We start from the raw sequence: 11,305 nt of genomic DNA on the forward strand, positions 1-11,305 counted from the left end.
CACTTCTCTATGTGCGTAGCAGTGACAAATGACGGCCTAGCTAGCTTGTTATAACACCCACCTTGAAATCCACTGGTCAAAGGGAGCTGGATAGTCACTTGCTTAAAATATTTTCGCAGCTCAATTGTCTGTTCGGCTCTCTCATATGAGTGCAAAATTCTTAAGTGACCAAGCTACTATCGTTAAAGGTCCACGAAATAGTCTCGATGACTTTATTTCTAGGTTTGGCGCGCCATTAGTACAGAACACCTCGCTGCTGACCTAGTGCTATGTTGAGCGAGGCACATTCGCCTCCGCGGAACTCTGGCTGAGCGCGTTTTCAGAAACGTTGAGCGCCGCCAAGTAGCGAAGCATTGCGTCGCGAGTAGCAGGAGTAATTCGCACCAGAGTGCGGCGACCATCGGCTGGATCAATCCAGCGATCAATGATCCCTGCCTCAATCATATCATTTATCCAACGCATTGCCGTTGACATTGGCACACCCGAGGCGATGCACAAGCTGGACACAGCTACAGTTTTATTTTCAAACCAGGCGAGCGTAAGGTCAAGGATAATGTCCCACGCGGGTTCACCAAAGCGCACTTCATTGAAGTAGCGCTCGCGCACTCGCCGTTCTCGAATTATTCGTCGCAAAACGCCAACTGTGCTAGCGACATCGAGCGACGACCCTTCATCCAACACTGGATCGTCACGCTCCCTGAAAATTGGCGAAGTTGTGGTGCTGTGGTTAATGGAGTTAAGCCGCTGGCCTAGCCGTATGGCCGCCCGTGCAATGATCTCAACCTGACGCTGTAGGTCATCAGCCGTCAGCGCCGCTGACCGGCTCAACGCGTCTAACGCCGCTCCCAGATGTTGCGGAGCGACAAATTGCGTCAAAGGACTGAGCGACCGGTTAGTTGCTGCACTCGGGGTAGGCGTTAAATCGTCTACTATGTGGATAATGCCTATGGAGGACTTTCCTGGCCTTATCGCCGTCACCTGCGCCAACAGCTCCTCAAGCCTTGCTGGAGCTACGGCTGCATCAACTACAACTGCATCATACTCTGCATCACCCGATATGCGCATAGCCTTCGTAGGATCATCTACAACTAAGTTCGACGTTACGCCCAGCGCTATCAACTGGTCGACCAGCACCCCGCCCCTTTGAGCATTCGACGCAAAGGCAAGAATCCGCAATCGTGGTATCAAGCCCTCGCCAGAGCCACGCATAATTGGAGATACCTTTTTTGCCATGCTTGGTCAGCGCTCTGACAAGCTCTCCGAGAAATTTTTACTGATAGGTTTGGTGAGATAACGTAGCACGGTATTCTCACCAGTCTTAATTTCAACACTAGCGGCCATCCCTGGCTGGAGCTCGATCTTTTCCAAACCCTTGGCTGAACGCATGGACCGCAGGTCAACAGTGACGAAGGCACGGTAATAAGACACGGCACTACCGTCCGACGCCTGTTCGGTCAGTGTATCTGCACTGACGTAAGTAACTCTGCCTTTGGCCGAGCCGTAGATGGCGGAATCATAAGCGTCAAATTTGATCCCTGCGCTTTGTCCTGCCCGAACAAAGGCAATATCTCTTGGGGAGACACGAGCTTCTAAAATCAACTCTTCCCCGGTCGGCACGATCACTAAGACTTCGTCGCCCGGGCGGAGAACACCCCCAACTGTGGTCAGGCGAACATTCTTCACAATCCCGTCCGTTGGTGCAATGATCTTACTGTAGGCGAGAGAGTCCTTTCGCTGAGCGAGTGACTGTTCGGCAGTCACTAATTCGTCCGTGACCCTGGTGTATTCCGTTTGGAGTTCCTGAATATAGCGAGCCCGGCGATTGGCAATCTGACCGCCAATATCAGCGAGAGAGCGTGCCAGGCGTAATACCTCTGTCCGGCTAACGTCGCCGCTTTCCACTAGTGGCTCGGTCATATTCATTTCTTGCCGCATTAGCACTTGGACCTGCTCCAAGGTACGCACCTCAGCATTCAGGGCAGACCGACGCTTGGCGTAGAGCATGCTCTGATTATCGATCACATCTTTGTAAGCTGCGATTTCCTTCGGAAAATTCAGTGGCCGGTCGAAAAGTTCCGCCTCGATCCGCGCCAAAGTGCCCTTAAGTGAAGCAACCTTGGATTCGCCCTCAGTCACGGCAGCCAATAGCTTTGCAGAATCAAGAGTGACTAAAACTTGTCCGCGTTTGACTAGGTCACCTTCGCGGACAAAAATCTTGTCAATTACGCCCCCCTCAGCGCTCTGGATCAACTGCGTGCGACCGGCAGGAATGATCTGCGCCGACGCGCGACTAACCTGGTCCAGCTTGGCAAACGAAGCCCAGGCAATCAATACGACAACGAGAATAGTAGAAATTATGGGGATCGAGGTCAGTCGCCTGCTGTTGGACCGCACATTCATATCGTTACCTTCTGTGTGTTTGCCGCAACCGGAGCCTTAGCGTTTGCCGAGGCTGGACTAAGTTTCTGGAGGACTGCAGCGGTTGGACCGTCGAAAATGATTTTACCATTCACGACAACAATCAAGCGCTGAACCATGTTGAGCAATGAGATTTTGTGGGTGACCATGACTAGGGCATCATTAGTCTCAAGGTTACCGACTATCGCGCGCAACGCTTGCTCCTCGGTCTCCTGATCGAGAGCGGCTGTTGGCTCGTCTAGCAGCAAAATCTTCGGCTTAGCCAACATCAACCGGGTAAGGCCAACCAGCGCACGCTGCCCCCCCGAAACTCCCCTGCCCCCTTCACTGATTGGCAATTCAAGCCCCTTGGGGTGAGCGGAAATCAGCTTATTTAGGCCAGTGGCTTCGGCCGCGGCAAGAATTGCGTCATCGCCTGGATCAGATATCCCAAAAGTGAGCTGCTCACGTAGTGAACCATTAACCAGACGAAACTCCTGGCCAACATAACCGACATGGCGCCGTAGCTGGTCTTCGGCGATTTGATTCAAATCGAGGTCCGAGAGATAGACAACCCCACTCTGGGGCGGAAATAAACCAGCCATAACCTTAAGCAAAGTCGACTTTCCTGACCCAACAGGACCAATAATGCCAACGCGCTCACCGGGGCTAATCTTCAATTCCTCAACGGCGAGCCCACTACGAGCTCCTTGATACATGAAGGCAACCTTTTCCAATCGCACTTCACTTCGAAGCTGCTCGGGGCGCAGATATTCAACGTCGGGCTCTCGATCAACGGGCAGTCGAAGAAAGCTGTCGAGCCCCTTAAGCGCTGCCTTGGCATAGGAAGCCTGAACAATCATGGCCGGAAGCTGCAGCACTAGAGGTCCATTCACACGCCCCGCAATAATCGAAGCCGCAATGAGCGCGCCAACCGTCATTTCCCCATCGATGACCTGGATCGCACCCCACGAGATAAGTCCGACATAAGCAATTTGCTGGATTGTTCCACTGGTTGCCTGAGCTATGGCAGAGAGCCGACGCATGTCGAAGTCGTCGACTTCTACCAACGCGATAAGCCGGTTCCACCTTGCCAGCATCGACCATCCCGCTCGGTTAGCCTTAATAGTTTCGGCCGCATCGAGAACCTCGACCATCAAGCCGTTCTTGCGGGTCGTGCCTACCTGCACTCCATCAGCCTGCTTGCGTATGAGCCGCGCAAATACAAATGCAAGGGCTATCGAAATTGTGAAAGAAAGCAATACCACTAAGGCTACCTCGCCCGCCAGCATATAGATGACCCACACAAAGAGCAGCGCAAAGGGGAGGTCTGCGAGGGCAAAGACTGAGGCTGAAGACAGCAGCGAGCGAACCTGGTCATAGCCGCGCAGCTGCCCAGCCATGGTCCCAACCTCGCCGTTGCCGGCATCGAGCCGCACCGCCAGCGCACGGGCGAAAAAGAACTCGGAGATCTCCTTGTCGGCGTCGGCACTCGCGCGTTCAAGCAAGTTCGAGCGAACCACGCGCAGGACAAAATCGAATGCCGCTGCAATGGCCACGCCAAAGGTCAGCACCCACAGGGTGGCATAACCGGCACTCGGCACTACCCGGTCGTAGACTTGCATAGTGTAGAATGAAACACCGAGCGCCAACACATTGATGACCACGGTGGCCAAAACTGAGTTAATCACCGCCTGCTTCTGGCGCCACATAGCGTCAATGAATACTGGTAGTGCACGCTGCGGCGATCGCGCGGCGGCACTAGCGGGGAAAATAGGTGCCGCGTAAGTCAGTTCATTTTCAGCAACCGACCACAGAGCGGACTGTCCGCCAACGACGATACGCAGAAGCCCTGGGGCCTCCCATTGTTCCGCAAGCGCCCACCCCTTTTTATCGCTAAATACCAGGAGAGGAAAGTCTGCCGGCCCGGGTTCGCGGGCATCTAAAAGTGGCGCAGCCCAACCCAACGCTTCACTTAGCGTCAATAGCTGTTCAAGTGAGGGATCGCCGGCAATTTCAGCCACATTATTTGCCCATGAGGGAGCAAGTTCGATCCTACGTCTGCGAGCCAGTTCAGCAACGAGTTCAACAATTTCTAGGTTCATTGACCTTGATCCTTCTGGGCCTGAGGCGTCCATCGCCCACTTCGCATGAGCAGGCGCGAGGCCGAAGCCATAGCACTGACACGAGCATCAACTTCGCTGATGCGCGCGGTCATCGATTCACGCACGGCATTCATCACGTCGAACCAAGTTCGACGGCCAGCAACGAACTGACGCATAAATGATTCCGTGACAGCGGTAGCTGAAGTGGCAGAGGCTGCACTGCTCGCCGCGCGATCCTTGGCGACGGCATTTTCAAGCTCATCAACCTCTATCTGCTCCCTAAGCTCACGCTCGTTGGAAAGTAGAGCAATTTCGGCGCTCGCCTGACGCTCGCGCGCCACGGACACCGCTGAAAAGCGAGACAGCCCACCATCGGTCTGAGCCCGCAAAACGATACCAACCCGATCTGGTCCAAAGGTCGGCTTCTCATACTGCGCATTGAGCTGAGGGAAGATCGCCGCTTTACGGACCTGAACATCGGCGGCCGCGACAAGAACATCGGCATTGAGCTTGCGGCGCTTAGGGTCGAAGGCCAAGGCTTGCTCCAGCAGACCTTCTTGGTCCGGATGGTGTATTGCTGGGTCATAACTAATGATAGAGGTAATGCTGAAAGCCGGGTCCCCGGTCAGCTCACGCAGTCGTGCCAGCGCCATGCGCCGCTGGCCAAAAGTGATAGCCTTTTCTTGCGCAACTTGCGCCGCACGCGAGCGAGCCAGTTCGAGGTCTGCAGCAGGACTAATCTCATTAGCGACACGGCGCTCCATTGAATCTACGAGCTTTTGGTACTCTCCAAGACTCTCGTCAAGGATCGCTTCGCGCTGGATAAGTCGTTGAAATTCGAAGTAAGCTGCACTCACCCTCATCGCAACATCGAGTTGGGCCTCGGATACGGCGAATTGGCTCGCCATTAGCTGGGCGCGGCTCATTTTGATCATGCCGGTAATCCGTCCCCCAGTCCAAAGAGGCTGCTCTACGGAGAGCCTGTAGTCACTAGAAGAAGATCCAGAAGTACCGCCAAGCAATTCCAAGCTAACGCCCGGAAAGCGCGCCCACTTTGCCCCCCCAAGGCTGGCGCGGGCGGCACGCTCGGACGCCCTAGCAGCGGCAACTGTTGGGAAGGTTCGGGCTGCCAGTTCAATGGCAGTAGCCAACTCTGCAGCATCTTCGCCCATGGCCAGAAAGCCACTGCCTGAACTTGGCATGCCTGCCTGGGCCTCATCGTCTAAGAATACAGGCTCCACGCTTGTCTGGACCGGCGCGGGTGGCCCTTGAACGTCGCCCATTTCCTGCGCCTGCACCGACCCAGGTAACCACATAAAAAATGTGGCATAAACGAATAACGGAGACACTCTAATCACAAATTTTTTCCAAGTTTCTCTAGGATAAATATAACGTCCAGGGCCATTATCTGGTGTGACCTTATAGTGCAATCGTTTAGTACAAACGTTAGTATCATTTGCTGCATAAGATTATGCCATCTACGCTAGCCGCTACGCATAACAAATTCAACGATGCAGGTTGGGAACGCGCGCTATTGACATTTGATTAAGGTAACGCCGAGCGGCGCTGTCAAATATCTGGCTCAGAAGTTATTGAATTTTTTGTGTTATATGTGAACAATGCGCCACCGATCGGCGAAACGATATCCCGTTAGTGATCCATCTATATTTTCAATGAACAAAACTCAAAATCGCCAAGAATATGATGCGAAATAACATTTTGCTTTCAACTTGCGAATTCGATTTCGACTTACTAGGCTCATGTCATGAACCTAGCATCGCTTCTCGCCCAATTTACACCCGGCGACGACACACATAAAATTTGCATTCCGCCCTCATGGCATCAGGGCCGCACTTCGTATGGCGGTCTTAGCGCTGTTCTTGCTTATCAGGCAGCTAAGTTGTCTGCAGACGACCTTCCGCCCTTGCAATCGGCCCAGATCGCCTTTGTTGGGCCTCTGGCGGGCGACGTTGAGGTCAGCGCCTACATTCTGCGCCGTGGTAAAAACACGGCATTCATCAAGGCGGACATCATGGGCGCAGATGGCATTGGCCTGACCTGCACGTTCATTTTCATGAACCGGCGGCAGAGCCATTTGGACTATATCAACATCGCCCAGCCCGAATTTCCGCCCCTACCGACCGCCGACACGGCGCGCAGCGGCCCGCCTGAATTTTTCACGGGCCATATGCAATATCCGGACAAGCGGCTCGAACTGGGGTTAGCGACCAACCGGCTCGCCAGCTGGCATCGCTTCACCGAACATGACGGGCTTGACCATATTGCAGAGCTTATCTGCATTGGGGACGCATTGCCGCCGTCTGCGATGGGCTTGATGACCGAAAAGGGCATGGTGAGCTCAATGAACTGGCAGATCAACATGCTGACGGATACGCCCACGACCGAAGATGGATGGTGGTATCTCTCCAGCGAAACGCATCACGCCGCCAACGGCGCGAGCAGCCAATATATGACCGCATGGAACAGCCGCGGCGAAGCGGTGCTGACCGGCATGCAGTCAGTCGCAATTTTCGCTTAAACAGCTGGTTTTGCGCGGGCAAAGCGCAAGGCAAAAATCACCAGCCCGGCGACAATGAAATTGTCGATGAATGTTTTATAAAACAACCAATTGTCGGTCGTCAGCAATTTTGCAGCGCCATAATTCAACGCTGCCATGATCAGGCCGATAACGCCCATGGCGATAGCAAAGCGGCCCGCATGGATATCGGAATAGGGCATATAGCGCGCCAACCCCTTGCCGATATATGGGCCGCCGCGCGCGCCATCGATAATGAAGAAACTTGCGGCGATTAATCCAGTGATTGTGCCGCGTAATTTGATCCATTCATCATCGTTCAGCCACACTGCGAGGCCGGCCGAAATGCACAGCATCAATATGCCGAAGAGCGCAAGCCCGCCGGTGACATCAATTTTCGTTATGCGCTGGAACAGGACAAGCCCGAACCCGACGACCACGCCGACAATCGCCGCAGTCTGCAAATCGGTGAACTTTGCAACAAAGTAGAACAATAGGCCCGTGATGATATCAATGGCAAATGGCAAGCGGTTGTGGCGCGCAAATACGCCGCCGTTCATCCCTTGGGCAGATTGGCTGGCCTGCACATGTTCGCGCAAGCTCTTATGTTGCGCGGCGGCATCACGATATTTTTCTGGATAGGCAGGAACGCGGCCTTTGTGGCTTTCATAAACGACAGCGCCATCCAGCCGGGCGACAATCCCCGTCGTCCACATGCCCATATAGCCAAGCTCAACGTCCAACATCCGACCATCGGGAAGCTTAGCGCGCAACTGGTGATTGCGGACAGATTCGGGACCAAAAACGGGCGTTGCGTCATGCGCCTGTTCTACACCAAGCATGGCCAACGACGAACGCAGGCCATCGCCGCGTGCCTTGCTGGAAACAGTGAAGGACAGTCCGTCGATTGCAAATTGTCGTGTGGGGCATTTCCACCAAGTGAAGCTCATGGCCTTACCCCAATGCCGCCTGTTTTTCCTCGGCGAGGCGGTCCAGTTCGGCGCGGCTTTTCTTTTCACTGGAGGATTTTAGCTGCCCACACGCCGCCATGATATCGCGGCCGCGCGGTGTGCGCACGGGCGCGCTGATGCCGGCTTCGAAAATGATGCTGGAAAAGCGCTTGATGCGCTCTGGATCCGAACATTCATAAATCGCGCCGGGCCATGGGTTAAACGGTATCAGATTGACCTTTGCCGGCAATTTATACTGGCGGATGAGGTTCACAAGCTCGTGCGCGTCTTCGTCGCGGTCATTCTTGTCCTTCAACATCACATATTCAAATGTGATCCGCCGCGCGTTGCTGACGCCGGGATATTCGGCGCAGGCACGCAAAAGTTCATCAATGCCATATTTGCGGTTGATGGGGACGATCTCGTCGCGGATTTCCTTTGTCACCGCGTGCAGCGAGACCGCAAGGTTGACGTTAATTTCCTCGCCCGCACGCGCCATCATCGGCACAACGCCAGACGTCGAAAGCGTAATGCGGCGGCGCGACAGGCCAAGGCCATCGCCATGCATGACGATCTTCATCGCATCACGGACATTGTCGAAATTATACAAAGGCTCACCCATGCCCATCAACACGATGTTTGTCAGCATGCGGCCGTCGGCGGTATAATGGCCGACATCATCATCTTCATCATCGTCCGCAACCGACGCCATATTGCCCTTTGGCCATTCGCCAAGCGCATCGCGCGCCAACATGACCTGACCAACAATCTCGCCCGGTGTCAGGTTGCGCACCAGCCGCATCGTGCCCGTATGGCAAAAACGGCAGTTGAGCGTGCAGCCAACTTGCGAGGAAATGCACAAGGTGCCGCGATCCGCATCGGGAATGAACACCATTTCATAATCTTGGGCATCATCGGTGCGCAAAAGCCATTTGCGCGTGCCATCGGTCGAAACCTGTGCCTCGACCACCTCTGGCCGGCCAATGACAAAGCGGTCGGCGAGCCATGGGCGCATGGTTTTGGCGATGTCGGTCATCGCTTCAAAATCGGTTACGCCGCGATGGTATATCCAATGGAACACCTGCTTTGACCGCAGCTTTGCCGCTTTTTCATCCAACTGCGATTCTTCAAAAAGCTGCCGGATTTGAAGATGGTTCAAGCCCAAAAGGTCAATTCGGCCATCCGCACGCTGCGTAATCGCGCGTGGGGTGACAACGGGGTCTATATGGCCGGGAATCTGCATGATGGCCGCGCCTATACGCAATGAATCGCCGAAATGCCAGCTATCCTATCGTGCAGCACATCCCAACGCCGCCGCATCAATTGCACTGGGCGCGCCGCGCAATGCGTAGGCGTCGACAATCGACCGGCCATCGCGGCCAATCGTTTCGATGCTGAGCGACGTTGCCGAGCGGATGGCGGCGATAATGGCCAAGTCCATCCGCCGGTCCGCCGCCCATGCCGCGTTGCTATCGGCCTTCAAACGAAAGCGCCTTCCGCCCGCGGTCAATGTCACGCCGCTATTGGCAGACCGATCGCGCGACAGCCGCACGTAAAGCTGGTGCGTAACGTTGCGCTTTGGCCAAAAACCGATGGAGACATAAGCCGCCCGCGTTGGCGGACCTATCGTCTCGTCGGGCTCCGAAATCGCATAGCAGCGGGGGGTATCCGGGTCACGAAACGCCGCCCACCCCTGATATACGCCAAGCCGGTCTTTGGCAGACAGCGGCGCGGCAACCGCAAGCGTCAACGCAAACATAAAAAGCATGTGCTTTCCGGCGTAGGCCGGAATCCAGCGCGGCGCTGCGCTGGGCTGTCCTGGGCTCCTGCCTGCGCAGGAGAACCCATGATGTGGGGTGACAAACCTCAAGCACGCTCCCCTGCGCCGTCGCCGTCAATCACCAGCGTTTCGACACCATCGCGGATCATCACCATGCTACCCTGCGCAAGGCTGTGGGCGATAGGCGCGCCAAAGCGTTCCATAGGCTCCAGCCCCAGCAAAACGCCGCGCAGCACGCGTGCCGTCATCCCATGGCAAATGATCAGCATGTCCTGTTCAAAGCTTTGATCGGCTATCCAGTGACGCAGTCGCTGCGCGACATCGTCGTAAAATTCGCCGCCCTCGGGACGCACGGAAAACAGCTTGTGCTCGATATCGACGATTGGACCGATTTCCGCGGATATGTCGGCATAGGTCCGGCTCGACCAAAGGCCGACGTCAATTTCCAGCAGCCGGTCGTCGCGCATCGTTTGGTGCCAGTCCGCGTTGATTTCCTCTGCGACCAAGGCCAGCGTCTGCAACGCGCGCCCAGCGGTGGACGACCAAAGCTGCGGTATGGGGTCGTCGCCCAGATAATTTGCCAACGCACGGCCCATCGCGCGCGCTTGCACGCAGCCTTCCCATGTCAGCGGGGTATGCAGCTCCGCCTGCCCCTGCATCCGCGCAATTTTGTTAAACACCGTCTCCCCATGCCGTGCGATGAAAAGCCGTCTACCGTTCGTTGAAATCGTCATAATGGCCTTATTCCACAGGATATTCTTCGACGCAAAACCTATCGGCTTGCCCTGCTGGCCAAAGCGGTTATGGAAGAGTCGCCATAGAAATAGGGATTTTTGGCTGCTTTATGCTCGCCATGCCCGATAAGGGGAATTTGAATGAGAGCCACGATCGAACGCGCGACCCTGCTGAAAAGCCTGAGCCACGTCCAATCCGTTGTGGAACGGCGCAACACTATTCCCATTTTGTCCAACGTCATGATCGAAGCCAGCGAAGGCGGCAAGATCAAGCTGACCGCGACAGACTTGGATTTGCAGGTTGTTGAAACCTTTGCAGCCGATGTTGAAACCCCCGGTGCAACCACCGTTTCAGCGCACACCTTGTTCGAAATCGCGCGCAAATTGCCCGAAGGTTCGCAGGTTCAACTGCATGCCGCAGACGGCCGCATGGCGGTGAACGCTGGCCGCGCGCGCTTCTCGCTCGCAACGCTGCCGCGTGAGGATTTCCCAACGATCGCAGAGGGCGAATTGCCCACCTCGTTCGAAATTCCCGCAAGCTCGCTGATCCAGATCATCGACAAAACACGCTTTGCGATTTCGACCGAAGAAACGCGTTATTATCTCAACGGTATTTTCCTGCACGTCACCGACGATGCCGATCCTGTATTGAAGGCAGCGGCCACCGATGGCCACCGTCTCGCCCGCGTCACGCTGCCGCGTCCTGCTGGTGCAGAAAATATGCCCGACATCATCGTGCCGCGTAAATGCGTCGCCGAAATTCGCAAGCTGCTTGACGAAAGCGGCGGCAATGTCATCCAGAT

At 55.3% G+C, this 11,305-nt stretch carries 10 protein-coding genes; 2 read left to right on the plus strand and 8 right to left on the minus strand.

Annotation, left to right across the window (positions count from 1 at the left end):
- Window positions 1–267 precede the first annotated feature (267 nt).
- Genes ACIQ5B_RS02660 through ACIQ5B_RS02675 form a run of 4 tightly spaced genes read right to left on the minus strand, consistent with a single transcriptional unit; the run spans window position 268 to window position 5,932 of the window.
- Complete coding sequence (locus tag ACIQ5B_RS02660) at window positions 268–1,233, minus strand: hypothetical protein (RefSeq protein WP_397597667.1); 966 nt, start codon at window positions 1,231–1,233, stop codon at window positions 268–270.
- A 6-nt stretch (window positions 1,234–1,239) separates the two neighbouring features.
- Window positions 1,240–2,400, minus strand: coding sequence for an HlyD family efflux transporter periplasmic adaptor subunit (locus ACIQ5B_RS02665; RefSeq protein WP_397597668.1), 1,161 nt, complete (start codon window positions 2,398–2,400; stop codon window positions 1,240–1,242).
- Window positions 2,397–4,502, minus strand: a complete 2,106-nt coding sequence (locus ACIQ5B_RS02670; RefSeq protein WP_397597669.1) for an ATP-binding cassette domain-containing protein — start codon at window positions 4,500–4,502, stop codon at window positions 2,397–2,399. The genes ACIQ5B_RS02665 and ACIQ5B_RS02670 overlap by 4 nt, the downstream gene beginning before the upstream one ends.
- Window positions 4,499–5,932, minus strand: coding sequence for a TolC family protein (locus ACIQ5B_RS02675; RefSeq protein WP_397597670.1), 1,434 nt, complete (start codon window positions 5,930–5,932; stop codon window positions 4,499–4,501). Before ACIQ5B_RS02675 ends, ACIQ5B_RS02670 begins: the two co-directional genes overlap by 4 nt.
- Window positions 5,933–6,267: 335 nt before the next feature.
- Between ACIQ5B_RS02675 and ACIQ5B_RS02680 the strand changes: the two genes are divergently transcribed.
- Entirely contained in the window at window positions 6,268–7,041 is a 774-nt protein-coding gene (locus tag ACIQ5B_RS02680; protein WP_397597671.1) for a thioesterase family protein, read from the plus strand.
- On the opposite strand, the gene ACIQ5B_RS02685 is transcribed toward ACIQ5B_RS02680, so the two are convergent.
- The 4 genes from ACIQ5B_RS02685 to ACIQ5B_RS02700 all read right to left on the minus strand — a co-directional run bounded on the left by ACIQ5B_RS02685 (window position 7,038) and on the right by ACIQ5B_RS02700 (window position 10,502).
- On the minus strand, window positions 7,038–7,988 hold the full coding sequence (locus tag ACIQ5B_RS02685) for a septation protein IspZ (RefSeq protein WP_397597672.1): 951 nt from the start codon (window positions 7,986–7,988) through the stop codon (window positions 7,038–7,040). The two genes, ACIQ5B_RS02680 and ACIQ5B_RS02685, sit on opposite strands and share 4 nt — an antisense overlap.
- Before the next feature lie 4 nt (window positions 7,989–7,992).
- On the minus strand, window positions 7,993–9,231 hold the full coding sequence (rlmN, locus tag ACIQ5B_RS02690) for a 23S rRNA (adenine(2503)-C(2))-methyltransferase RlmN (RefSeq protein ID WP_397597673.1): 1,239 nt from the start codon (window positions 9,229–9,231) through the stop codon (window positions 7,993–7,995).
- A 45-nt stretch (window positions 9,232–9,276) separates the two neighbouring features.
- Window positions 9,277–9,756 carry a hypothetical protein gene (locus tag ACIQ5B_RS02695; RefSeq protein ID WP_397597674.1) on the minus strand — a complete coding sequence of 160 codons (480 nt, stop codon included), beginning with the start codon at window positions 9,754–9,756 and terminating at the stop codon, window positions 9,277–9,279.
- A gap of 98 nt (window positions 9,757–9,854) precedes the next feature.
- The gene (locus ACIQ5B_RS02700) at window positions 9,855–10,502 is read right to left on the minus strand and encodes a histidine phosphatase family protein (protein WP_397597675.1); all 648 of its coding nucleotides are present in this window, start codon (window positions 10,500–10,502) and stop codon (window positions 9,855–9,857) included.
- 141 nt (window positions 10,503–10,643) lie between these two features.
- On the opposite strand from ACIQ5B_RS02700, the gene dnaN reads away from it, so the two are divergent.
- On the plus strand, window positions 10,644–11,305 hold a 662-nt coding region (gene dnaN / locus ACIQ5B_RS02705; protein ID WP_397597676.1), incomplete at its 3' end, for a DNA polymerase III subunit beta.

Origin of the sequence: Sphingorhabdus sp. (assembly GCF_044374345.1) — a bacterium.
Lineage (GTDB): Bacteria > Pseudomonadota > Alphaproteobacteria > Sphingomonadales > Sphingomonadaceae > Sphingorhabdus_B.

Bases quoted from the DNA above. Each gene is read 5' to 3' on its own strand.
- rlmN (WP_397597673.1), bottom strand. From the start codon at position 9,231: ATGCAGATTCCCGGCCATATAGACCCCGTTGTCACCCCACGCGCGATT.
- ACIQ5B_RS02700 (WP_397597675.1), bottom strand. From the start codon at position 10,502: ATGACGATTTCAACGAACGGTAGACGGCTTTTCATCGCACGGCATGGG.
- ACIQ5B_RS02670 (WP_397597669.1), bottom strand. From the start codon at position 4,502: ATGAACCTAGAAATTGTTGAACTCGTTGCTGAACTGGCTCGCAGACGT.
- ACIQ5B_RS02680 (WP_397597671.1), top strand. From the start codon at position 6,268: ATGAACCTAGCATCGCTTCTCGCCCAATTTACACCCGGCGACGACACA.
- ACIQ5B_RS02695 (WP_397597674.1), bottom strand. From the start codon at position 9,756: ATGCTTTTTATGTTTGCGTTGACGCTTGCGGTTGCCGCGCCGCTGTCT.
- ACIQ5B_RS02665 (WP_397597668.1), bottom strand. From the start codon at position 2,400: ATGAATGTGCGGTCCAACAGCAGGCGACTGACCTCGATCCCCATAATT.
- ACIQ5B_RS02660 (WP_397597667.1), bottom strand. From the start codon at position 1,233: ATGGCAAAAAAGGTATCTCCAATTATGCGTGGCTCTGGCGAGGGCTTG.
- ACIQ5B_RS02685 (WP_397597672.1), bottom strand. From the start codon at position 7,988: ATGAGCTTCACTTGGTGGAAATGCCCCACACGACAATTTGCAATCGAC.